The sequence below is a fragment of the Pseudarthrobacter sp. CC12 genome (assembly GCF_039907755.1).
Lineage (GTDB): Bacteria > Actinomycetota > Actinomycetes > Actinomycetales > Micrococcaceae > Arthrobacter > Arthrobacter niigatensis.
This window is the reverse complement of the sequence record NZ_JARDJH010000049.1, coordinates 1-23,271: the sequence shown is the minus strand read 5'-3', so window position 1 is coordinate 23,271 and position 23,271 is coordinate 1. Positions and strand designations below refer to the sequence as shown.

17 protein-coding genes are annotated in these 23,271 nt (G+C 67.2%); 10 read left to right on the top strand and 7 right to left on the bottom strand.

The features are described 5' to 3' along the window. Positions 1–182 precede the first annotated feature (182 nt). Complete coding sequence (locus PV772_RS21215) at positions 183–566, top strand: BlaI/MecI/CopY family transcriptional regulator (protein ID WP_141160807.1); 384 nt, start codon at positions 183–185, stop codon at positions 564–566. A 6-nt stretch (positions 567–572) separates the two neighbouring features. Then, entirely contained in the window at positions 573–1,565 is a 993-nt protein-coding gene (locus PV772_RS21210) for a M56 family metallopeptidase (RefSeq protein ID WP_141160808.1), read from the top strand. Between the two features lie 57 nt (positions 1,566–1,622). Here the strand turns inward: PV772_RS21210 and PV772_RS21205 are convergent, their stop codons facing one another. Continuing rightward, positions 1,623–3,731 carry a DNA topoisomerase IV subunit B gene (locus PV772_RS21205; RefSeq protein ID WP_141160809.1) on the bottom strand — a complete coding sequence of 703 codons (2,109 nt, stop codon included), beginning with the start codon at positions 3,729–3,731 and terminating at the stop codon, positions 1,623–1,625. Between the two features lie 256 nt (positions 3,732–3,987). Between PV772_RS21205 and PV772_RS21200 the strand changes: the two genes are divergently transcribed. Beyond that, positions 3,988–4,209 (top strand): hypothetical protein, encoded by a 222-nt coding sequence (locus PV772_RS21200; protein ID WP_013600696.1) that lies wholly within the window; start codon positions 3,988–3,990, stop codon positions 4,207–4,209. Between the two features lie 205 nt (positions 4,210–4,414). Here the strand turns inward: PV772_RS21200 and PV772_RS21195 are convergent, their stop codons facing one another. The 4 genes from PV772_RS21195 to PV772_RS21180 all read right to left on the bottom strand — a co-directional run bounded on the left by PV772_RS21195 (position 4,415) and on the right by PV772_RS21180 (position 9,848). Then, entirely contained in the window at positions 4,415–5,728 is a 1,314-nt protein-coding gene (locus PV772_RS21195) for an RNA polymerase sigma factor (RefSeq protein ID WP_307362456.1), read from the bottom strand. Positions 5,729–6,073: 345 nt separating this feature from the next. Next, positions 6,074–7,387 carry a DUF4192 family protein gene (locus PV772_RS21190; RefSeq protein WP_347887472.1) on the bottom strand — a complete coding sequence of 438 codons (1,314 nt, stop codon included), beginning with the start codon at positions 7,385–7,387 and terminating at the stop codon, positions 6,074–6,076. A 123-nt stretch (positions 7,388–7,510) separates the two neighbouring features. Further along, entirely contained in the window at positions 7,511–8,857 is a 1,347-nt protein-coding gene (locus PV772_RS21185) for an MFS transporter (RefSeq protein WP_141160812.1), read from the bottom strand. A gap of 52 nt (positions 8,858–8,909) precedes the next feature. Continuing rightward, entirely contained in the window at positions 8,910–9,848 is a 939-nt protein-coding gene (locus tag PV772_RS21180; protein ID WP_141160813.1) for a PAC2 family protein, read from the bottom strand. Positions 9,849–10,104: 256 nt separating this feature from the next. On the opposite strand from PV772_RS21180, the gene PV772_RS21175 reads away from it, so the two are divergent. The 5 genes from PV772_RS21175 to PV772_RS21155 all read left to right on the top strand — a co-directional run bounded on the left by PV772_RS21175 (position 10,105) and on the right by PV772_RS21155 (position 16,162). Continuing rightward, positions 10,105–11,628: a leucyl aminopeptidase gene (locus PV772_RS21175; protein ID WP_141160814.1), complete on the top strand. Its 1,524-nt coding sequence runs from the start codon at positions 10,105–10,107 to the stop codon at positions 11,626–11,628. Positions 11,629–11,881: 253 nt separating this feature from the next. After that, complete coding sequence (gene lpdA, locus PV772_RS21170; RefSeq protein ID WP_141181261.1) at positions 11,882–13,264, top strand: dihydrolipoyl dehydrogenase; 1,383 nt, start codon at positions 11,882–11,884, stop codon at positions 13,262–13,264. 113 nt (positions 13,265–13,377) lie between these two features. Further along, positions 13,378–15,096: a 2-oxoglutarate dehydrogenase, E2 component, dihydrolipoamide succinyltransferase gene (gene sucB / locus PV772_RS21165; RefSeq protein ID WP_347887471.1), complete on the top strand. Its 1,719-nt coding sequence runs from the start codon at positions 13,378–13,380 to the stop codon at positions 15,094–15,096. A gap of 149 nt (positions 15,097–15,245) precedes the next feature. Next, complete coding sequence (locus tag PV772_RS21160; RefSeq protein ID WP_141160817.1) at positions 15,246–15,599, top strand: hypothetical protein; 354 nt, start codon at positions 15,246–15,248, stop codon at positions 15,597–15,599. Between the two features lie 134 nt (positions 15,600–15,733). After that, entirely contained in the window at positions 15,734–16,162 is a 429-nt protein-coding gene (locus tag PV772_RS21155) for an OsmC family protein (protein ID WP_141181259.1), read from the top strand. An 80-nt stretch (positions 16,163–16,242) separates the two neighbouring features. Here PV772_RS21155 and PV772_RS21150 read toward each other — a convergent pair whose 3' ends face one another. After that, the gene (locus tag PV772_RS21150) at positions 16,243–19,728 is read right to left on the bottom strand and encodes a S41 family peptidase (RefSeq protein WP_347887470.1); all 3,486 of its coding nucleotides are present in this window, start codon (positions 19,726–19,728) and stop codon (positions 16,243–16,245) included. Between the two features lie 73 nt (positions 19,729–19,801). Between PV772_RS21150 and PV772_RS21145 the strand changes: the two genes are divergently transcribed. Continuing rightward, positions 19,802–20,713: a TIGR01777 family oxidoreductase gene (locus PV772_RS21145; RefSeq protein ID WP_347887469.1), complete on the top strand. Its 912-nt coding sequence runs from the start codon at positions 19,802–19,804 to the stop codon at positions 20,711–20,713. 61 nt (positions 20,714–20,774) lie between these two features. Here the strand turns inward: PV772_RS21145 and PV772_RS21140 are convergent, their stop codons facing one another. Next, a complete protein-coding gene (locus tag PV772_RS21140; protein WP_347887468.1) occupies positions 20,775–22,385 on the bottom strand; it encodes a serine/threonine-protein kinase in 1,611 nt (536 codons plus the stop codon). 128 nt (positions 22,386–22,513) lie between these two features. Between PV772_RS21140 and lipB the strand changes: the two genes are divergently transcribed. Beyond that, positions 22,514–23,191, top strand: coding sequence for a lipoyl(octanoyl) transferase LipB (gene lipB / locus PV772_RS21135; protein WP_256371929.1), 678 nt, complete (start codon positions 22,514–22,516; stop codon positions 23,189–23,191). Positions 23,192–23,271 lie beyond the last annotated feature (80 nt).

The window sequence follows — 23,271 nt, the reverse complement described above, 5'->3', positions numbered from 1 at the left end:
CGGCGGCGGACGAAAACCAACCGTCCTCCCTAGGATCGCCCACCTGGGCGCGGCGCGCCAGATGTTCTACCCGATGTAGAAGGTTCGGCGTTTTCGGGGTAAATTTAGTTGTGTAGTTGAACAACCGCGTGACGTCACCTGGCGCACAGCGCACGGTGCGGGGAAATAAAAGGAAAAGTGACATGGCTAGTCTTGGTGAACTGGAACGGGCAGTGATGGACCTGCTCTGGGCGGGCCAGGAAGCGGCTACGGCCAATACCCTGAGGGATCAGTTGGCGCGCACGTCGGCGGCGCAGGGCGGCCCCGGCCACGAAGGCAAGGAACCCGCCGTCACCACGGTGCTTACCGTACTTTCCCGCCTGGAAAAGAAGGGCCTGGTCGAACGCGAACGCGGCACCCGCCCGCACCGGTACCAGGCAGTGTCCAGCCGTGCAGACCACACCGCCGAACTCATGCATGAGGTCCTTGGGTCGGCCCCGGACCGCGAGGCCGTGCTGGCCCGCTTCATCGGGTCTGTCTCCGAAGGTGAAGCCGAAACGCTGCGCAAACTGCTGGGTCATCTCTAGCACACCATGTTCTGGGCCTCATACCTGCTGGCGGTCCTTGCGATAATCCTGGCGTGGCCGGTGCCAATCCTCCTGTCACGGGCACAATGGCCGGCCAGGTCGCCCTTCACGGCCATGCTGCTGTGGCAGGCGATCGCACTCGCAGGTGGTCTCTCCATGATCGGCGCCATGCTGGTCTACGGCCTGGAACCTGTGGGTGACAACCTCATCGCGGGGCTGCGCGCCCTTGCCGGCATGGTGCTCTTCAATGCCCCCACCACGGCGCTGGGGTTCTGGCATATCTTTGCCCTGTCCGCTGCCGCCCTGCTCACGGCCCACCTGGTCTTCACCCTGTTGCTGACGTACTACAAGATCCAGCGGCAGCGGCGCCGGCACCGCGAACTGCTCGCCATCCTGGCTTCCCCGTCAGGCCAGGACGCCGGAACTCTGGTCATCAGCCACGACTCCCCTGTTGCCTACTGCCTTCCGGGAGGCGCCCGCTCGGTCACCGTACTGTCGGATGGCCTGATGGCTGCCCTTGAACCGGCTGAGCTTCGTGCCGTCCTCATCCACGAGAACGCCCACCTGAGCCAGCGGCACCACCTGCTCCTGTGGGCCTTCGCGGCCTGGCGGCAGGCCCTCCCCTGGCTGCCCACCACCCGGCTTGCGCAGGAGTCGGTGAATTCGCTGATCGAGATGCTGGCCGACGACGTCGCCCTTCGGACGGAAAGCAAAGCGACGCTCATCAAGGCCATCGCCATTGTGGCCAGCGGTTCGGCGGGCAACTCCGGGGGCGGCGACATCCGGCCGTCGTCCCCTACCCTTGCCCTTTCGGGCCTCGAGGCGGCATCGGGCGGCCCGGGCTCGGATGCGGTCCGGACGGCTGCCTCCCGGGTCAGCCGGCTCCTGACGCCGCAGCCCCAGCTTCCTGCCGCTGTCCGCAGCGCCGTGCTGGCCGGCTGCATCCTCCTGCTGGCGCTGCCTACCGCCCTGCTGGTGGTTCCCGGACTGCTCGGCTGAGGCGCCGCCGTCGCGCGCTGCCTCCCGGTGGTTCAGCCTCGCGAAAACCGGCGGCGGTCAGGCGTCGATACGCTCCCGGTCCAGGCTGGAGGCGCCGGCAATGATGAAGTCCTTGCGCGGCGACACGTCCGAGCCCATCAGCAGGTCGAAAATCTCCTCAGCCTGCTGCGCATTCTCGATCCCCACCTTGCGAAGGGTACGGTGTCGCGGATCCATGGTGGTCTCGGCCAACTGCTCGGCGTCCATCTCCCCCAGGCCCTTGTACCGCTGGATCGGCTCCTTGTACCGCTTGCCCTCCTTCGCCAGGCGGGCCAGCAACACGTGGAGCTCGGCCTCGGAGTAGGTATAGATCATCTCGTTGGCCTTCTGGCCGGCGTTGATGACCTCCACCCGGTGCAGGGGCGGCACCGCAGCGAAAACCCTGCCCTCAAGGATCATCGGCCGCATATAGCGGAAGAACAGGGTCAGGAGCAGTGTCCGGATGTGGGCGCCGTCCACGTCGGCGTCGGTCATGAGGATCACCTTGCCGTAGCGGGCGGCGCTGATGTCGAAGCTGCGGCCGGAACCTGCCCCGACCACCTGGATCAGGGCGGCACACTCGGCGTTGGAGAGCATGTCCCCCACCGAGGCCTTCTGGACGTTCAGGATCTTGCCGCGGATGGGCAGCAGCGCCTGGAAGTCCGAGGAACGGGCCAGCTTGGCCGTGCCCAGCGCGGAGTCACCTTCCACGATGAACAGTTCGGAACGCCCGACGTCGTCCGTCCGGCAATCGGCAAGCTTGGTGGGCATGGAGGAAGTTTCCAGCGCGTTCTTGCGCCGCTGGGTCTCCTTGTGCACGCGCGCCGAGATGCGGGACTTCATCTCGTTGACGATCTTCTCCAACAGCAGCGCCGACTGGGCTTTGTCGTTCCGGTTGCTGGAGGACAGCTTGGCGGAGATTTCGCGCTCCACCACCTTGGTCACGATGGCGCGGACGGCGCTGGTTCCCAGGATTTCCTTGGTCTGGCCTTCAAACTGCGGTTCGGCGAGCCGGACGGTCAGCACGGCCGTCAGGCCGGCGAAGATGTCGTCCTTTTCAATCTTGTCGTTGCCGGCCTTGAGCTTCCGGGCGTTGGCCTCCACGGCTTTCCGGAAGGTCTTGATCAGGGCCTGTTCGAACCCGGACTGGTGGGTGCCGCCCTTCGGGGTGGCGATGATGTTCACGAAGCTCCGCACGGAGCTGTCGTAGCCGATCCCCCAGCGGAGCGCCACGTCCACCTCGCAGTCGCGCTCGACCTCGGCCAGCTGGCTGTGTCCGCGCTCATCAAGGACCGGGACCGTCTCCTTGAACTTTCCGGAACCGTGAAGCCGCCAAACGTCCGTGACGGCCGGATCGGCCGCAAGGAACTCGACGAACTCGGAGATGCCGCCGTCGTGGTGGAAAACCTCTTCGAAGGGACCTGCTTCACCCGGGGTCCCGGGGACCCTGCGCTCGTCCCGGACGGTCAGCTTGAGGCCGGGCACCAGGAACGAGGTCTGGCGTGCGCGGGCAACCAGGTCCTCGTAAGAGAACTTGGCATCGGGGGTGAAGATCTGCCGGTCAGCCCAGTAGCGGATCCGGGTTCCGGTCACGCCGCGCTTGGCCTTGCCCACCACGTCCAGCACGGAGTCGTTGACGAACGGCGTGAACGGAGCTGCCGGATCCAGGCGGGACCCCGTGTCCTTGAAGCGGCCGGGCTCACCGCGGCGGAAGGACATCCTGTAAGTCTTGCCACCCCGGTCCACCTCGACGTCCAGGCGCGAGGACAAGGCGTTGACCACCGATGCGCCCACACCGTGCAGGCCGCCGGAGGCCGTGTAGGACCCGCCGCCGAACTTGCCACCGGCGTGCAGCTTGGTGAACACCACTTCGACGCCGGTGAGCCCCGTCTTTGGCTCCTTGTCGATGGGGATGCCGCGGCCGTCGTCGTGGATTTCCACGGAGTTGTCCGCGTGCAGGATGATCCGGATGTCGTGGCCGAACCCGGCCAGGGCCTCGTCCACGGAGTTGTCGATGATTTCCCAGAGGCAGTGCATGAGGCCGCGCGAGTCGGTGGAGCCGATGTACATGCCCGGGCGCTTGCGGACGGCTTCGAGGCCTTCCAGGACGGAAAGGTGCCGGGCGGTGTACTCAGAGCTTGGTGCCACTGGTGATGAACTCCTTCAGGGACGTCGATGCGGCGCTGGGACCGCACCTTCTAGGGTAGTCCGCTGCAGCGGGCAGAACCGTCTGCCACACCCGCCGCCCGGTGTGCGGCGCGCCACGGACCGTGGTGGCGGGCGGAACTGGGAAGTTCTTGACCGAACCTTGCGGATACGCGCACAGCGAACTTGCCCCATCCTTGCGATGGATTGGATACGAATGCTGGTTATATAGATGTACTGATCTACTAAGGAGGCCGACATGACAACAGCAGTGGCAGACCGCACGCTCAACGCACTGGACCGGTGCGATCGTTGCGGAGCCCAGGCATATGTCCGGGTTGTACTCGAGTCCTCCGGCGGGGAGCTGTTGTTCTGCGGCCACCACGCCCGTGCAGTCGAAGCGACGCTCAAGCCGTTGAGCTCCGACTGGCACGACGAGACGGGAAAGCTTCACGAGAAAGCTGCCGTGGAAATCGACTAGATGAGGCATCGGTAACAACGACCCTGCGGGACTCTTCCATTCGGAGGGGTCCCGCAGGCGTTTAAGGACCCCTGGCCGGACTGGGCCCGGCCCGCACGGGACATGGCGCTGCAGACCAGGAGACAACAGAGCGAAACAGCAGGGGCCGTCCGGGACCCACTTTTCAGTGAGTCCCGGACGGCCCCTGCCTGGCCATTGCGGGGACTTAGTCCAGGTAGTCCCGCAGCACCTGCGACCTGGAGGGGTGGCGCAGCTTGGACATGGTCTTCGATTCGATCTGGCGGATCCGCTCGCGGGTCACGCCGTAGACCTTTCCGATTTCGTCTAAAGTCTTCGGCTGTCCGTCGGTCAGGCCGAAGCGCATGGCAACCACGCCGGCCTCGCGCTCGGAGAGGGTGTCCAGCACCGAGTGCAGCTGCTCCTGCAGGAGGGTGAAGCTCACGGCGTCGGCGGGGACAACGGCCTCGGAGTCCTCGATCAGGTCGCCGAACTCGGAGTCGCCATCCTCGCCCAGCGGGGTGTGCAGCGAGATCGGTTCACGGCCGTACTTCTGGACTTCGACAACCTTTTCAGGGGTCATGTCCAGTTCCAGTGCCAGTTCTTCGGGCGTGGGTTCGCGGCCCAGGTCCTGCAGCATCTGGCGCTGCACACGGGCGAGCTTGTTGATGACCTCGACCATGTGGACCGGAATACGGATGGTGCGGGCCTGGTCAGCCATGGCGCGGGTGATGGCCTGGCGGATCCACCACGTGGCGTACGTGGAGAACTTGAAACCCTTGGTGTAGTCGAACTTCTCGACAGCGCGGATCAGGCCCAGGTTGCCTTCCTGGATGAGGTCCAGGAACAGCATGCCGCGGCCGGTGTAGCGCTTGGCGAGCGAGACCACCAGGCGGAGGTTGGCCTCGAGCAGGTGGTTCTTGGCGCGCTTGCCGTCGTGGATGATGAATTCGAGTTCGCGCTTATACTTCGGGTCCATGGATCCGTCGTCCGCGGCGATCTTCTCCTCGGCAAACAGCCCGGCTTCGATCCGCAGTGCCAGGTCCACTTCCTGCTCCGCGTTGAGCAGTGCCACCTTGCCGATCTGCTTCAGGTAGTCCTTGACGGGGTCGGCCGTGGCACCGGCAGACATGACCTGCTGCACCGGGGCGTCGTCGTCGTCCGCGTCGGAGTAGACAAAGCCCTTGCCACTGCCGGCTGCACCCTTGACGGGATCGGCCTCGGTATCGGCATCCTCTACTGCGTCCGGCCCTTCGAGGACGTCGAGGTCTTCCTCGACTTCTTCGACCTCATCCGGGTCGGTGTCACCGGCGGACTTTCCCGCGGCCGCTGCTGCAGCCTTGGCGCCGGGCTTGGGCCCACGCTTCTTGGGCTCGCGCTTGCCGTCCGCTGCAGCCTCGCCTGCCGAAGCCTTGTTGGCAGCACGTGTGGCTGCCCGCTTGGCATTGGTCGCGGCCTGCTTCTCCTCAGGGGACAAGACATCCTGGGCGGCGGAATCCTTCTTCGTGGAAGACGGGGTCACAGAAAACCTTTCTAGCGGTGGTCTGTGGAATCACCATACGGGCAACACCACTATGACCCTGTCAAGTCCGTGATGAAAACCAAGCGCCACCACGGCCGGCAGAGTCACTTAAGACAACTCCCGGAGCGGCTGTAATGTTCCCTTGCGGGACCGCTTACAAGCACTCGGTACACGGACCCAACCGGGTCTCGGCCTCCATTGTCTCATGATTTGCCCGGATCCGGCCTCTCCTGCCGCCATCCGTTACTGCTGCCCCCGCATGGTGCCGCTGACAGTGCCGCCGCGCCGGGCGGCCGCGCCCCTTCCATGGTGGATATCTCCGTGCCGGCAGGATCCCGGCTCCGCTCACTCCCCGGCCGGGACCTCCCGGAACTTCTGCCAGGCCGCGTCTTTCCGCGCAGCCCAGCCGCAAAGGGTTCCCCTGCCCACGAGGTCCAGCAGAAGTTCCGCCAGCCGGTAGCCCGGCTCAAGCTCAAGGGCCTGCCCCAGGTAGGCAGCCGAGTACGAGCCGCGGCCCCGGCACCACGAGACCCAGCCCCGAAGCGTCAGGGCTGCCGCGGCCGCAGGCCCGCCCAAGGCAGCCAACTGCCCAAGGACCCGGTCCAATGCTTCCAGGGCCTCCCAATCGGGAACCTCGGGTGCCATGCCCATGAGGACCTCTCCGTAGCCTGCGGGAACGGATTCGGCGCGTGCCCCTGTTCCCCGCGCGGGAAGCGGCACCCGTGGACGGAGCGCCGCGGGCCCTGCCGCAGCGGCCCCTGCCCGGCCTCCCCTCGGCTTCCGGCGCGCACCTGCTGCCGGCGGCAACAGCGGCAACGGCACCACGGAGGCGTCAATGCCGTCGCCGGCCGGGTCCTCGAAGACACCAAAGTGGACGGCCCCGGCCGCCGCGGCGGTCCTGCCGGCGGCTGCCATCACCAGCACGGCATCACGCCAGGTGTGGCAGAGCAGGGTGGCCCTGAGGAAGGCGTCCCGCTCAACGTCCGGGATCCACGGCCCGGACCCGGTCCGCTCCAGCAGCATCTCCCAGAAGTCGAGCACGGCATTGAACTGCTGCCTGCTCCCGGAGCGCCTGCCAAGCTCTTCCTCCCAGCCGGCCTGCGCCTCAAGGACAGCTGCACGGTGGATGGCGGGGACGGCCGCTGCCGGGCCGCCGCCTGCTGCCGGAGCCGGGCCGACGCTGCTGCCCCTGTACACCATTTCGGTGTTCAGCGTGCTGTCCCGGATCTGCTGCACCGGGCGCCCCGGAAGCGGGCAGCACGAAGGATCGGCGCACAGTGCGTCACGCCAGTACTTCTCCCCCACGAACCAGGCGTCCCGGACGGGCATCCCGGCCCGCCCCAGGACTGACTGCACCACCAGCACCAGGCGGTGGTACGCCGATGGCGGAGCCATCATCGCGTCGCTGGTGAAGACGGCCAGCAACGAGCCGTCAGCTTCCTGGTCGGACTCCAGGTAACTCCGGACGGCGCCGGCAAAACCGGCGGGGTCTGCTTGGATATCCGGGCCCGGGAGGTCGAGCCGCAGGGTGGCGCCGAGTCTGGTGCCGTGGAGGGTGATGGCCACCAGGCTGGAGGCAGGCCAGTACCCCAGGGAATGTGGAATGAAACTGAGAATATCTTCCGGTCCGCGGACTGTTAATCGTTCTGAAGCTGTCATGGCTCCAGCCTTTGTCCGGACGCGGCACAGCGTAAGGGTGTCCCGGCCGTATGTGGACAAGTCCGGCCGCCCGTGGACCCCGGCTGGTCCAACCCGCATCAAACTCGGCCTGTGCAGGAGCAGTCAGTCGTCGCTGGGCGTTGTCTGGCGGCGGCGCGCCAGGATTTCGCGGCGCTGGCGGGCCAGCGCGCTGCGCAGCGGCGGCACCACGATCCCCTGTGCCGCCATCTGGCGGCGCACCTTCCGCCGTGAGGCCAGGATGGCGGCGGCGCCGAAAGCAAGGACCAGGAACTGGACGCTCAGTGCCAGCCGGAAGGGGTCCAGGCCGTACAGCACCCCCTGGGAGAAGCCGGAAGCGTAGAGGACGTCGAGCACCAGGCCGATCAGGAAGATCGACACCAGGGCCGCGATGAAGCCGCCAACGTTGACGATCCCGGTGGCAGTGCCGATCCGGTGCGCGGGATTGAAGGTCCGGGCGAAGTCGAAGCCGATCATGGACCCCGGGCCGCCAATCGCGAGCACCACCACCAGGCCGGCCAGCAGCCACAGCGGGGCACGGCCCGGCAGCAGCAGCACGGCGGCCCACGCAGCGGCGGTTCCCCCGGCTATCAGCAGCACCATGGTGGAACGGCGCAGCGGGTGCCGCGAAACGAAACGTCCAATGAAGGGGCCCACGGCCATGGCGGCCGCAACGTAGAGCGCCATCAGGGCGGCAACGGTTCCGGCATCCAGGCCCTGCCCGGAGATCAGGAACGGATAGCCCCAGGTCATGGCAAAGACTGTGCCCGAAAACTGGATGGTGAAATGGCTCCACATGCCCAGCCGGGTGCCGGGCTGGCGCCAGGCACGGGCAAGTGATGCCCCGGTGGCCCTGAGCCCCTGCCGGGCGTGCGGCCGTTCGCTGCCCGGCGGCGCGTCCTGCAGCATCAGGACGACAAGTACGACGGCGAGAGCGGACATTCCTGCCAGCATCAGGAAGGCCGGGGTCCATCCGGACAGGTGCAGCACCAGCGCGAAAGGCAGGACACTGAAAAGCTGCCCCAGCTGCCCGGACATCCCTGTCAGCTGGGTGACCAAGGGCACGCGGGCGGGAGCGAACCACAGCGGAATGAGCCGGATCACGGAGATAAAGGTCATGGCGTCGCCGGCGCCCACGAGCACGCGGCCCAGGACTCCGCCGGGGATACTTTCGGCAAAGGCGAGCTGCAGCTGTCCGAGCCCCATCAGGACCGCACCGCCGGCGATCATGGCCCGCGATCCAAACCTGTCCACCAGCAGTCCCACGGGGATTTGGAGACCCGCGTAGACCAGCAGCTGCAGGACGGTAAAGAAGGAGATGGCAGAGGCGGTGGCATGGAACCGCTCGGTCGCCTCCAGGCCCACCACACCAAACGATGTCCGCTGCGCCACGGCCACCAGGTACCCGAAAATTCCAATGGTCCAGATAAGCCAGGCGCGGGGTGCAGTCACTCCTTCATTATGCCCGGCCCGCGGGCGCCCCCGCGGATGCTGTGACGCCGCGCTACTGCCCGGGGTTCTCCCTGGCCAGGTAAGCCTCCACGGCGGCACCGAGGTCGTCGGCGTCGGGAAGCTCGTCGTTTTCGTTGGCCAGGAGCGAGCGCCGCACCATGCCGTCTGCCTTCTCGTCATAGCGGGTTTCGAGGCGGGACACCACCTGCTGGACCTCCTCGGAGGCCTCGATCTGCTCGGCGATTTGGCGGCTGACCTCGCGGCCCGATTCGCGGAGCCGGTCGGTAGGCAGCATGAGGGACGCCGCAGCGCCCAGGTATTCCAGGCCGGCGACGGCGGCGGTGGGGTATTCAGCTTCAGCCAGGTAGTGCGGGACGTGGATGACGTACCCGGCGACGTTGCGTCCGGCCTCCACGAGGCGCAGCTCCAGGATATGGCCGACGGCGGCAGGAACTTCGACGGTGGGCTTCCATACCGAAATGCCCTCGATCAGCTCAGGCCGGTTACCGTGAACCGTCACGCCCACGGGCCGGGTATGCGGCACGGGCATCGGAATGGAGTGGATCCAGGTGACCAGGTTGACGTCCAGCTTCTCCACGATGTTCACCACGGCACGGGCAAAACGTTCCCACTGCAGGTCCGGTTCGAAGCCGGCCAGGAGGAGGAACGGCTTCCCCAGCCCGTCCACCAGGCGGTAGAGGGCCAGCCGGGGCTCCTGGTAGTCCTCGATGTGGTCCTCAACGAAGCTCAGGTGCGGCCGCCGGGACCGGTAGTCAATCAACTGGTCCGCGTCGAAGACCGCGACCGGCTGGGCATCAAGGGAATCCAGCAGTTCCGCATTGATCTGCTTCACCACGTGGCCGGCGTCGGCAAACCCGGTGAAGCCCATGACCAGGTTCAACCCCTGCAGGTCGGGGCTGTGGAACAGCTCGATGTTGCTGGCATAAAGCGCGTCGGGGTCCAGCAGGGAGCCGGAAATCCGTTCAAGCACGGCATGTTCCTTTCAGGGGTGCGGGTGGACATCATTCATAACGCTGCACGGGCACCCGGCATTCCTCGGGCCGGTGTGGCGCACCTCTCAGGAAATTCCCATGCTGCGCCGGGGAAGGGCTACGATCGGAACTGGCCTGCCGGCCGGGCCTGAACCCACCCCGTGACCGTCCGGAACGGCCGGATCCGGGCCATTATGGCAGCGCGCCCAACATGCATCCCTGCCCGAACGTTTCGAGAATTGAGGACTCATCCCTGTGGTCAAGAATACTGAAGTCAACCTTAGTACCGTCTCGCGGGACCTGAAGAAGAGCCCCAGCGACGCAGTGGTCATCGGGGTGGGGCAGGGAACTGACGGCCCCGTCCTGCTGGAGAACCCGTTGACGGCAAAGTCCGCAGAGGCACTCGCAGACTCACTTAAGGCACTCGGGGTGACCGGCGCTGCAGACCAGCTGGTCCGCCTGCCGGGCCTGCCCGAGACCGGTGCCGGCATCCTGGTCCTGGCCGGCGTCGGAAAGGTCCCCGCTGCGGGGGCGCTCACCGGTGAGGCACTTCGGAGGGCAGCGGGGTCGGCCGTGCGGCAGCTGGCCGGTTTGGCCACGGTCACCCTGGCGTTCCCGACGGCGGGCGTCCAGGACGTGGCGGCGGTCGCCGAGGGTGCCGCGCTGGGCGCCTACTCCTTCACCGAGTTCCGGTCCTCAACGGACGGGCTCAAGGATCCGGTCCGCAACGCGATGATCTTCACCGAACTCGCCGGCAGCGCAGAGCTCGAAGCCGCCCTCAAGCGTGCCGGACTGGTTGCCAGGGCCGTGAACCAGACCCGCTCCCTGGTCAACACGCCGCCCAGCCATCTGTACCCGGAATCCTTCGCAGAGGCAGCCAAGGACCTGGCCAAGGGCCTGCCCGTGAAGGTCACCGTGTGGGATGAGAAGCGCCTGGAAAAGGAAGGCTTCGGCGGCATCATGGGCGTGGGCAAGGGCTCCACGCGCCAGCCCCGCCTGGTCAAGGTCGAGTACGCCCCCGCCAAGGCAACCGCAAAGATCGCGCTCGTTGGCAAGGGCATCACGTTCGACACCGGCGGGATCTCGCTCAAGCCGGCCCTGAACATGGGTGACATGAAGAGCGACATGGCAGGCGCCGCCGTCGTCCTCAACACCGTCCTGGCCCTCGCCGGACTGGGCCTGCCGGTTAAGGCCACCGCCTGGCTCTGCATTGCCGAGAACATGCCCGGCGGCGGCGCCTCACGCCCCGCCGACGTCCTGACCATGTACGGCGGCAAGACCGTGGAAGTCCTCAACACCGACGCCGAAGGCCGTCTGGTCATGGCCGACGGCATCGTCGCTGCCAGCCGCGAACTCCCCGACGCCATCATCGACGTGGCCACCCTGACCGGCGCGCAGCTGATCGCACTGGGCAACCGCACCGCCGGCGTCATGGGTTCGGACAGCGTCACCGGTGCGCTCAAGGAGGCGGCGGACCGTGCGGGCGAGCTGGTGTGGCCCATGCCCCTGCCGGAGGAACTGCGCCCCACGCTGGACTCCCAGGTGGCGGACCTGGCCAACATCGGCGAACGGCACGGCGGGATGATGACCGCAGCCGTGTTCCTGCGCGAGTTCGTGGGTAAGGACAAGGCAGGCGAACAGATCCCCTGGGCGCACATCGACATCGCGGGACCGTCCTTTAATAACGGGAGCCCGTACGGCTACACGCACAAGCAGGGCACCGGATGCACTGTCCGGACCCTGGTGGCCTACGTGGAGGACATCCTGGCCGCCGCCTGAGAACGGCTGCAGCCCCCGTGCCACGCGGCCCTGCGGCCAGGTGATTCCTGTGCCACAGAGCCGCGTGACACTGGACACAAGCGCTCCACAAACGCAGTGCCAAGGTGGAGCATGGATAGGTGGTTCGCTAAGGTGAACCACGGTAGTCACAAATGCAAGAGAGTTGCCCTGCTGACATAATCACGGCAGTGCAAGTTCCAAGACCAGATGATGCGCGCTGAACGCGTCATCGTTCACGCGAGGGAGCGTTTTAGTGGCCGATCAGGCAACTGCGCAAGAATTCGACATCCTGGTACTCGGTGGCGGCAGCGGCGGATACGCTGCGGCCCTGCGTGCGGTACAGCTCGGCCTCACCGTCGGCCTCGTGGAGAAGGGCAAGCTGGGCGGCACCTGCCTCCACAACGGCTGCATCCCCACCAAGGCCCTGCTGCACTCTGCAGAGCTCGCCGACCACGCCCGTGACTCCGCCAAGTACGGCGTGAACGTCACCTTGGACAGCATCGACATCAACGCTGTCAACGCGTACAAGGACGGCATCATCGCCGGCAAGTACAAGGGCCTGCAGGGACTCATCAAGTCCAAGGGCATCACCGTCATCGAGGGTGAAGGCAAGCTGCAGGGCACCGACACCGTCGTCGTGAACGGCACCGCCTACAAGGGCAAGAACATCGTCCTGGCAACCGGCTCCTACTCCCGCACCCTGCCCGGCCTGGAAATCGGCGGCAAGGTCATTACGTCGGACCAGGCCCTCACCATGGATTACATCCCCAAGAGCGCCATCATCCTGGGCGGCGGCGTCATCGGCGTCGAGTTCGCCTCGGTCTGGAAGTCGTTCGGCGTGGACGTCACCATCGTCGAAGGCCTCCCCTCCCTCGTTCCCAATGAGGACGCCACGATCGTGAAGAACTTCGAGCGTGCCTTCAAGAAGCGCGGCATCAAGTTCTCCACCGGCGTGTTCTTCCAGGGCGTCGAGCAGAACGACGACGGCGTCAAGGTCACCCTGGTGGACGGCAAGACGTTCGAAGCCGACCTTCTGCTGGTCGCTGTCGGCCGGGGCCCCGTCACCGCGAACCTCGGCTATGAGGAAGCGGGCATCACCATCGACCGCGGCTTCGTCATCACCAACGAGCGCCTCCACACCGGCGTCGGCAACGTCTACGCCGTTGGCGACATCGTCCCCGGCGTTCAGCTGGCACACCGCGGCTACCAGCAGGGCATCTTCGTGGCCGAGGAAATAGCCGGCCTGAAGCCGGTGGTCGTCGAGGACATCAACATCCCCAAGGTCACCTACTCCGAGCCCGAGATCGCCACCGTTGGCTACACCGAGAAGGCTGCCAAGGAGAAGTTCGGCGAAGACCAGGTCCAGACCCAGGAATACAACCTGGCCGGCAACGGCAAGAGCTCCATCCTGGGCACCTCCGGCCTGGTCAAGCTGGTCCGCCAGAAGGACGGCCCCGTCGTCGGCGTCCACATGATCGGTGCCCGCATGGGCGAGCAGGTGGGCGAAGCCCAGCTGATCGTGAACTGGGAAGCCTACCCTGAGGACGTGGCGCAGCTGCTGCACGCCCACCCCACCCAGAACGAAGCCCTTGGCGAGGCCCACCTGGCGCTGGCCGGCAAGCCGCTGCACGGCTAGTTCCCCCAGCATTACCAGGCCCGGTGCACCCGGCCGCGCAGGCCGGGTGCACTAGGCTTCCAACAAGGCAGCAATCATTCGCACTAAAGATCAATAAGGAGAACGGGGACGACATGTCTGAATCCGTTAACTTGCCCGCCCTCGGTGAGAGTGTCACCGAAGGAACCGTCACCCGCTGGCTCAAGCAGGTAGGTGACCGGGTAGAGGTGGACGAGCCGCTGCTCGAAGTCTCCACCGACAAAGTAGACACTGAAATCCCCTCTCCCGTAGCTGGCGTGATTGAAGAAATCCTGGTCGCTGAAGACGAGACCGCCGAGGTCGGCGCACCGCTGGTGCGCATCGGCGACGGCTCTGGCGGCGGTTCCGCCCCGGCCGAAGAAGCTCCCGCTGCCGCTCCGGCGCAGGAGGCCCCGGCCCAGGAAGCACCCGCCCAGGAAGCACCCGCTGAAGCAGCACCTGCCCAGGAAGCGCCCGCCCAGGACGCTCCGGCTGCCGGCGGCGAAAGCCATGAAGTGACGCTCCCCGCCCTCGGCGAGAGCGTCACCGAGGGCACCGTCACCCGCTGGCTCAAGGCCGTGGGCGACTCCGTCGAGGTCGACGAGCCCCTGCTCGAGGTCTCCACCGACAAGGTAGACACCGAGATCCCCTCGCCGGTTGCCGGCACGCTGCAGGAAATCCGGGTCAACGAGGACGAGACCGCCGAGGTTGGTTCCGTGCTGGCCGTCATCGGCTCGGGTGCCCCCGCTGCCGCCGCCCCGCAGGCTGCACCCGCGGCTCCCCAGCAGGAAGCCCCCAAGCAGGAAGCTCCCGCTCCGGCCGCAGCACCGGCCCCCGCCGCAGCACCGGCGCCCGCCCCGCAGGCTGCACCCGCTGCCCAGGAAGCCGCCCCGGCCGCAGGCTCGGAATCCGGCTACGTCACTCCCCTGGTCCGCAAGCTGGCAAACCAGCACGGTGTGGACATCGCTTCACTGTCCGGCACCGGTGTTGGCGGCCGCATCCGCAAGCAGGATGTCATGGCCGCCGCTGAAGCCAAGGCTGCCCCGGCAGCGGCTCCGGCAGCAGCCCCTGCCGCTTCCGCCCCTGCCGCCCCGGCTGCAGCTGCCTCGTCGCTGCGCGGAACCACCCAAAAGGCTCCCCGCATCCGCCAGGTTATCGCCCGCCGCATGCGCGAATCCCTCGAGGTCTCCACCCAGCTCACCCAGGTGCACGAAGTGGACATGACCAAGGTGGCGAAGCTGCGCGCCCGCGCCAAGAACTCGTTCCAGGCCCAGAACGGCGTCAAGCTGACCTTCCTCCCCTTCATCGCCAAGGCAGTGGCCGAGGCCCTCAAGCAGCACCCCAAGCTCAACGCTGCGTACGACGAGGACAAGCAGGAGATCACTTACCACAACGCCGAGCACCTGGCCATCGCCGTCGACACCGACAAGGGCCTGCTGGTTCCGGTCATCGCTGACGCCGGCAACCTGAACCTCGCCGGACTGGCAGGCAAAATTGCGGACGTTGCCTCCCGAACCCGCGACGGAAAGATCGGTCCGGATGAACTGTCCGGTGGCACGTTCAGCATCACCAACATCGGTTCGGTTGGCGCACTGTTCGACACCCCGATCATCAACCAGCCGCAGGTAGGGATCCTGGGTACCGGCGCGATCGTCAAGCGTGCCGTTGTGGTTGCCGACGAAAACGGTGACGACTCGATCGCCATCCGCTCCATGATGTACCTGTCCCTGACGTACGACCACCGCCTGGTGGACGGCGCGGACGCGGGCCGGTTCCTCCAGACGCTGAAGGCACGCCTCGAAGAAGGCGCCTTCGAAGCGGACCTGGGGCTGTAACAGCCAGCCACGAGCAGCGGCGGCGGGTGCCAAACGGTGGGATATCCACCGGAGGCACCCGCCGCCGTCGTTGTTTAATGGGCACCCAGGCGTGGGTGGCCAGCGTGGCTTTGCTACAGGCGGTAGAACTGACTGGCTAAGCTGGAGCCATGACTATCCTCTTTAACATCCTGGTTTTCCTGCACGTCGTGGGCGCGGCCATGATCGTGGGCTACTGGATCGCCACGATGCGGACCCCTACCGTGCACCCGCGCCAGCGTGACGGCGCCTTCCTTCAGCTTCTTACCGGCATCGCCATGATGGGCATCCTTCCGTTCCTGCCGGACAAGGACCCGAACTACGCCAAGCTGGGCATCAAGTTCGTCATTGCCATCGTCGTTGCAGTCCTCGCCATCATCGGCACCCGCAAGGTCAAGAAGGGTGAGCCTGTGTCCACCGGCCTCGCCCACGGCGTAGGCGGCCTGGCCCTGGTCAACATCGCCATCGCCACCATCTGGCAGTAAAGCCCGTCCGGGGACCGGTCATAATCCTCTGAGAGCGGACAATCCGTGCACCGCAGGGGCCGGATCCCTAGGATGGGAAACGGTGGGCCCGGCCGTGCTGCCGGACCCGGACCGAATCGACGTTGAGGAGAGACATGGCTACAACACGCAATGCCCACACCGTATGGACCGGAAGCCTGACCGAAGGCTCGGGCAACACCACCCTGGACAGCTCGGGCCTGGGCACCTTCGATGTCACCTGGAAGGCGCGCACGGAGGCTGCCGGCGGAAAGACCAGCCCGGAAGAGCTGATCGCAGCCGCCCACTCGGCCTGTTTCTCCATGGCCTTCAGCCACGAACTCAGCCAGGCGGGCTTCACGCCGGAAGAGGTCAACACCAAATCGGAGGTCGGCTTCCAGCCCGGAACCGGTATCACCGGCAGCCACCTGACCCTCAGCGCCCGCATCCCCGGCATCTCGGAAGAAGACTTCCAGCGAATTGCCGAGGCCGCCAAGAAGGGTTGCCCGGTGTCCCAGGCCCTGGCCGGCATCGAGATCACCCTCGACGCCACGCTGCAGTCCTAGGTTCCGCACCCCGCACAACGCAAAGGCCCTGCCCTTCCGGAAATCCGGAAGGGCAGGGCCTTTGCCGTTGCCGGCCCGGGTTAGCCGTCGTGCCGGCGCGCCGGAAGCGGGGCAGGCTTCAGCTTCCGGTAGCCGGAGCGCGCCGGCGGCCGGTCGGTGGGCAGTTCCTGGATCATTTCCTTCAGCGCCCCGATGCCGTACTCCAGCTGGGGGTCCCGCCCGGCGGCGTAGGCGTGCGGCGGGTAGGTGACCTCGATGTCCGGGTCAACGCCGTAGTTCTCCACGCTCCAGCCCACGCCGCCGCCGAACCAGTTGGCATAGCGGGGCTGGGTGACGCCGGTGCCGTCCGCCAGCGTGAACCGGTTGTCGATGCCGACCACACCGCCCCAGGTGCGCGTTCCGATCACCGGGCCGATGCCGCGGAGCTTTGACACCTGGGTGATGATGTCGCCATCGGACCCGGCGAACTCGTCCGCGAGGATGATCACGGGCCCCCGCGGCGCATGGTGGGGGTAGGTGCGCGGCTTCTCGCCGCGCGGCATGCTCCATCCCGTGACCTTGCGGCCAATGAGCTCGGCAACAAGCTGGGAGGTGTGCCCCCCGCGGTTGCGGCGGACATCGACGATCAGGCCATCGAATGCCGTTTCGGTATCCAGGTCCCGGTGGAGCTGGGCCCAGCCGTTGGCCATCATGTCAGGGATGTGCAGGTAGCCGAAGGTTCCGTTGGAAGCCTCGCGGACCGTCCGCCGGTTGCCCGCAACCCATTCCTGGTACCGCAGGCGTTCCTCATCCTTGACAGGCACGACGGCGACCCTCCGCTGGGTGCCCTCAGCGCCGCCGTGTCCGGGGCCGTTGAGGAGGGTGAGCTCCACGGCGCGGCCGGCGGCCCCCACCAGCTGCATGGCGGGGGTGGTGCTTTCGGACAGCGGGACGCCGTCGACGGCCAGGAGGACGTCCCCCGCCTTCGCGCCAACGCCGGGCCTGGTCAGCGGCGACGTCGCCAGCGGGTCAGAGGACTCGCCCGCCAGGATGCGGGTGATCTCCCAGCCGCGGGCGGTGTGCACGAGGTCGGCGCCCAGCCTGCCTTGTCCACGGCTGCCGCGTTCGGTGACGGCCGCAGGGCGCACGTAGGCGTGGGAAGTTCCCAATTCGCCGTGCAGTTCCCACAGGAGGTCCACGAGGTCATCATGGGAGCCGAGCCGTTCCACCAGCGGCCGGTACCGGGCGTGGATGGATTCCCAGTCCTGGCCGGCCATGTCCTCGGCCCAGAAGAAGTCGCGCTGCAGGCGCCAGGCCTCGTCAAATGCCTGTCCCCAAACGCTGAGCGGGTCCATCAGGACGCGGATCCTGCCCAGGTCCACCTTGACCAGCTTGCCGGATTCCTCGTCCGTCTTGGCGTCCGACGGAACAACACTCACCTGCTTATCGGCGACCGCCACCACTTTGCTGCGGTCACCCGAGAGCCGGTAGCTGTCCACGGCATCCACCAGGGTGGTCTGCTTGCGCCGGGCGATGTCATACCGGACCAGGCTGGGACGGGCGTCCTTGTCCTCCTGGCTGGCCTTCCCGTCGCCGGTCACGCCCGCCAGGACGGAGTCGAGCCAGAGGAGCGCGCCGTCAACAGCCTTCAATGAGCTGTAGTTGCCCTGCGGCACGGGAACGCCGATCACGCGGTGGGCAAGGCCCTCCGGATCGACAGTGACGGCGGGCGCCGCACCGTCCCCGGCACCGTCCGCGGCTTCTGCGTCCGGCTCCCGGCCCGCGGGATCAACCGACGGGCCAAAGGGCGACGGCGTCCCGGCAGCAAGCGCCACAAGGTACGGCTTGATGGGGCTGGGGAAGGAGAGGTCGAACGAGTGCCCGTCGTACACGGGGTCGAAGCTGCGGTTGGACAGGAACGCAAGGAATTTCCCGTCCGGGGTGAAGGCCGGGGAAGCGTCGCGGAAGCGGCCGTCGGTAACCTCCACGGGTTCCGCGTCGAGCCGGTCCACGGTGGCCAGGCGCAGCCGGCTGCGCGAACCGAAGGAGGTGACGGGCTCGGACCAGACCAGCCAGCGCGAATCCGCCGACCACCCCAGTTCGGAGATGCTGCCCTCCCCGATGCTGGCTACCGGTGTGAGGTCTCCGGTGCGGGTGTCCACCACGAACACATCACCAAAGGAGGTTCCAAGGGCAACCCACCGGCCGTCGGGGCTCGGCTCGAGCGAACTGGCCCGGGACGGCGTCGGCACGGTGACACCGGCGTCCGCCGCCGGAGCCTGGGCTTCGGTGCCGGGGGCATCGGCCTGGGGCGCCACATCCGCCTGCTGCTCGTCATCGGTGGACGCGTGGGCCGTTGTTGCCGCCGGCACTTTGGCGCCGGACGCCGGGACAGGCTGGGGCAGGCTGACCGCCTCCGCTTCATCTTCAACGGGTGCTGCTGCCCCGGCGGGGGCATCCTGGGCCTGGGTGCCCGGATTTCCAGCGGTGTGCGGAACAGGTGCGGCGATGTCCTTGATATGCAGTGCTTCGACGCCGCCATGGTCGGCGATGTAGGCAATGCGTCCGTCTCCCAGCGGCCGCGGCAGCCGGCCGCGGACACCCGGGGTGGCCTCGATGATGCGTGACGGGCCGTCCTTGTGCCGCAGCCAGTGGATGGTGCCGTGGGATTCGACGGCGCTGGCGGCGCCCGCCACATCCGGTGCCACCGCACCGAGGTGCTTGACGGCGTCGAGCAGTGCGGGGCGCCTCGTCTGGCTGGCGGATCCGAGGCTAATGTCCAGTTTCACTGCGTCCGAGCCAAGGTCGTGGAGGACCCAAAGTTCGCCGGCCGATTCAAAGATGACCCGTTTGCCGTCGGTGGCCGCGTGCCGGACATAGAAGTCCTGATGGTCGGTGTGCCTGCGCAGGTCCTTACCGCTGGGCAGGACCGAGTACAGGTTGCCGTAGCCCTCATGGTCGGACAGGAAGGCGATCCGGCCGTCCACCCAGAGGGGGTCGGCGAGGTTGCCGTCAAGGTCCGGGAGGAGGCGTTCGAATTCGCCGTTGCCGTCGCGGTCGATCCACAGCTTCCCAGCAGTTCCACCCCGGTACCGCTTCCACCATGCAGGTTCGCGGGAGAGAACACTGGCCAGGACCACGGGGCGTTCATCGCCGACTTCGGGGCCGAAGGCAACGGACTCGACAGGGCCATAGGGCAGCTCCTGGGCCCAGCCGCCGTCGAGCGGGACGCTGTAGGCGTGGGTATGCCGGCTTTCGGCCTGGCGGAACGCGCTGGTGACCACCACGGAACCGCCCGTGGTGAATCCCTTGACCTTGGTGGTGCTGTGGCCGAAATACGTGAGCCGCCGGTACCCGCCGCCGTCCACCTGTGCAGAAACTACCTCCGGCGCCGTTCCCTGGACTACGGTCCACACCAGGCGCTTGCCGTCAGGGGTAAAACGCGGGTTGCGGGCAGGGAGCTGGAGGGAGGAGACACGCCAAGCGCGGCCGCCGTCCAGGGGCGCGATCCACACGTCGTCCTCGGCCACGAAAGTGACCAGATCACCGTGCAGATGCGGGAAACGGAAGTAGCTGGAAGAGGTCATCGTTCGATCATAGCCATCCCCTCCCCTGCCCCGCGGGAGATACACAACCCGTGCTGCCGTGGTGAGATGGACCATGCATATCGTCATGGCCGGCGCCTCCGGGCTCATCGGCACCTCCATGTCCGCAGCCTTCCGCCGTGCCGGCCACTCTGTGGTGACACTGGTCCGCAGGCCCCCGGCCAATGCCGGCGAAGTTCGCTGGGATCCGGCGGCCGGGGTCCTGGATCCCGCGGTGTTGTCCGGCGCGGACGCAGTGGTCAACCTTTCCGGCGCCGGCATCGGCGACCGGCCGTGGACCCGGCACCGCGTGGAGGAACTGTTCAGTTCCCGGCTGGGACCCACCAGGACCCTGGTGCAGGCTATGGCACGGTCCGACGCTCCACCCGCAGCCTTCATCAGCCAGTCCGGTTCGGGCTACTACGGTGACGCGGGCAACACCGTCCTCCGGGAAGATGCAGCGGCAGGCGAGGGGACACTCGCGCAAATCTGCATTGAGTGGGAGCAGGCCGCGCTGATGGCGCCGGCGGGCGTGCGGGTGGTGACGCCGCGGACCGGAGTGGTGTTCAGCCAGTCCGGCGGGGCGTTGGGCAAGCTGCTCCCGCTGCTGCGCCTGGGGGTGGGCGGCCCGTTTGGCAACGGCAGGCAATTCTGGCCTTGGGTAACGCTTCCCGACGTTTCGGCCGCATTCCTGTTCCTGTTGGCCTCCCCGGTCTCCGGGCCGGTCAATGTGGCCGCCCCTGAACAGGCGGATGTGAACACCATCGTGGCGGCCCTGGCCAGGGCCCTGCACCGGCCGGCGTTGCTGCGGGTCCCCGCCCCCGTGCTGCGCACCGTGATGCCCGGCCTGGGTGAGGAGCTCCTGCTGTACAGCCAGCGGATGGAGCCGGCCGTCCTGGCAGCTGCCGGGTTCCAGTGGCAGCACGGGCACCTGGCAGATGCAGCCCAATGGGTGGCGGGAAAGGCCGGCGCGGTCCAGCGGGGCTAGGCAGTGGGGCGACCCGGCAATGCTGGATGCCAGGGTTCCCCGGGCTGTTCACTAAGGCTGTTCACTGGCCGGGCAGGATGTCGCTGACCCGCCACCGGCCATCGACGGACACCAGGACCAGCCGCAGCGGCTGCGGCCGGCTCGCGGGCCCCGTGGCCAGCACGGTGTCATCCGGGTCCAACACCTGGTACCCGGACGAAGTGGAGACGGCCCGCACCACCGCGTGGACGCCGGTGGCCCCGTCCTCGACAGTCAACCCCGAGAGCGTGGTGCTGAATCCGGCGAGCCGCCGGCCCGCGGCGACCTGGCTGGAGATCCTCTGGTCAGCCGCAGCCGCGGCCGACCCGGGGGCGTTCACGTCCGCCAGAAGTTCCATTCCACCGCTGCTGAAGGCGTAGTCGCGAACCGCCGCCAGCCCCTGCGCGGCTGTTACGGGATCAGCTGCCCCTGCCTGCTCCCGCGCCACGTCCAGGGGCACGGCCTCCCGGCCACCGCCACCTGTTGCGGCCGGGGACGCACCTGGTGGGACCGGACCGTGCGCAGAATTACCGGGCCACATGCCGTGCCCGGCAGACGCTGACAGCCACCACAGCACTGCGGCAGCCGCGGCAACGAGCGGCAGCACGGAACGGCGTAGAAGCCGCAGCACCTGGCCACCGGCGGGGCCCACCGCGTGCTTTCCCCTGGCCGGCGGGGTTGTAGTTGTTGCCGCGCCCGGCCACGCGGACCACCGGGAGGCCTCCGCCCGGCGGCGGAGCCCCTGGATTTTCTCCCGGAGTCCGCTGCCCCGCGACACAGGGGGAACGTGGCGGCGGGTCAGCAGCTCCGGCAGGACGCTGGGGTGAACGGCGCCGGAGAGGTCCACGGGTTGTGGTTCAGCACTGCGGTACACGGCAGTGGCCAGCGCCAGCGCGTCAGGCCGCAGCCTCCGCTCATCGTTCAGTCCTGCTTCCAGGGCGGCTGCCAAGTCTTTGGGAACGCCGGGAACCAGCAGGGACAGCGGAGGCCGGTCGGCGGTCCGTCCCGGCGGATCACCCGTCAGGCAATACCAGCCCAGGGCGGCCACCGAGTACACGTCGCGTTCCGGCTGCAGGCCGGCGCGGACGGCGTCCACCGGGGACGGATCCACGAATCCTCCGGTTCCGGAGGCCCCCGCACGGCCGGGATCGCCCAGCATCCGGGCAATTCCGAGGTCCGACAGCACCGGTTTTCCCTGCCCGGTGAACAGGACATTTCCCGGGGACACATCCGAGTGCGTGAAGCCCTTGGCATGCAGGTAGGCCAGGGCCTGGGCTATGGGCGTGAGCACCGTGACCGTTTCCCCCACGCTGATCCTGCCCCGGGAGGCGACCAGCTGGGCCAGCGAACCGCCGGCAGCATAGTCCATGGTCAGGGCCGCACCGCTGCCGGGTTCGGTGCCCTGCACCGCCCCGTGGGCCTTGACCAGGTGCTGGTGGTCCAGGACTGACAGGATGCGGATCTCCCGCCGCACTTCCTCCTGGGTGATTCCCGGACAGCTGCCCGCGCCGCTGCCGCCGGCGCGGAAGCACTTCAATGCGTATTCCTGTCCGGTCCGGCGCTCCCGTACCAGCCACACATCCGCGCTGCCGCCCCGCCCCAGCAGCCTGCCGACGTCGTACCCCGGTACTTCGGGTGCCTGTGCATCGTCCATGGTCCATGTCTAGCCGACTTCCGGCCGCGCCGCAGAAGTTATCCACAGCCTCCGCCGGCCGTGGTCACATTGAGTCCCGCCGGTGAGCTTGGACACTAAACCGGGCCGGTGCGGCTGCGGGGTCTAAGCTGGATGCCATGACTCTTGAGTTTTCACAGCTGGGTCTTGCCCCCGACTTCGTTGACTACATGGAAGGCTGGGATGCCCAGCGCGAACTCCATGACAAAGTTGTCGCGGGAAGTGCGCCCAGCACAGTCCTTCTGTTGGAGCACGCCGCTGTCTATACGGCCGGCAAGCTTACCGAGGACCACGAGCGGCCCTTTGACGGTACGCCGGTCGTCGCGGTGGACCGCGGCGGCAAACTTACGTGGCACGGCCCGGGCCAACTGGTTGCCTACCCCATCCTGAAGCTCAAGAACCGCTCCGGAATCAGGGACTACGTGGAGCGCCTTGAAGCGATCATGATCGCCGTCATGGCGGACTACGGCATCAACGCAGAACGCATCAAAGGCCGCGCGGGCGTATGGATCAAGGCCGATTCAAAAGGCCCCGACCGCAAGATCGCTGCGATCGGCATCCGTGTTCTGAACGGCGTGACCATGCACGGAGTCGCCATTAACTGCAGCAACGACCTTGCGCCCTACGGCCAGATCATAGCCTGCGGCATCACCGACGCCGGAGTGACCACCATGTCCCTTGAAACGGGCAGGGAAATCCACCCCGCGGACATCGCGGAGCGGTTCGTGGAGGAATTCCGCAAGCATGAAGAAGTATTGGTTTCGAGCCCTGAAGGAGCTCTACTGTGACATTGGCACCTGAAGGCCGGAAGATGCTGCGGATCGAGCAGCGCAACGCTGCGGTCCCGGTGGAGCGCAAGCCGGAGTGG

What these genes read in the sequence shown, in the direction of transcription:
- PV772_RS21215 (WP_141160807.1), top strand. Translation starts at nt 183, where the DNA reads ATGGCTAGTCTTGGTGAACTGGAACGGGCAGTGATGGACCTGCTCTGG.
- PV772_RS21210 (WP_141160808.1), top strand. Translation starts at nt 573, where the DNA reads ATGTTCTGGGCCTCATACCTGCTGGCGGTCCTTGCGATAATCCTGGCG.
- PV772_RS21200 (WP_013600696.1), top strand. Translation starts at nt 3,988, where the DNA reads ATGACAACAGCAGTGGCAGACCGCACGCTCAACGCACTGGACCGGTGC.
- PV772_RS21190 (WP_347887472.1), bottom strand. Translation starts at nt 7,387, where the DNA reads ATGACAGCTTCAGAACGATTAACAGTCCGCGGACCGGAAGATATTCTC.
- sucB (WP_347887471.1), top strand. Translation starts at nt 13,378, where the DNA reads ATGTCTGAATCCGTTAACTTGCCCGCCCTCGGTGAGAGTGTCACCGAA.
- PV772_RS21160 (WP_141160817.1), top strand. Translation starts at nt 15,246, where the DNA reads ATGACTATCCTCTTTAACATCCTGGTTTTCCTGCACGTCGTGGGCGCG.
- PV772_RS21155 (WP_141181259.1), top strand. Translation starts at nt 15,734, where the DNA reads ATGGCTACAACACGCAATGCCCACACCGTATGGACCGGAAGCCTGACC.
- PV772_RS21150 (WP_347887470.1), bottom strand. Translation starts at nt 19,728, where the DNA reads ATGACCTCTTCCAGCTACTTCCGTTTCCCGCATCTGCACGGTGATCTG.
- PV772_RS21145 (WP_347887469.1), top strand. Translation starts at nt 19,802, where the DNA reads ATGCATATCGTCATGGCCGGCGCCTCCGGGCTCATCGGCACCTCCATG.
- PV772_RS21140 (WP_347887468.1), bottom strand. Translation starts at nt 22,385, where the DNA reads ATGGACGATGCACAGGCACCCGAAGTACCGGGGTACGACGTCGGCAGG.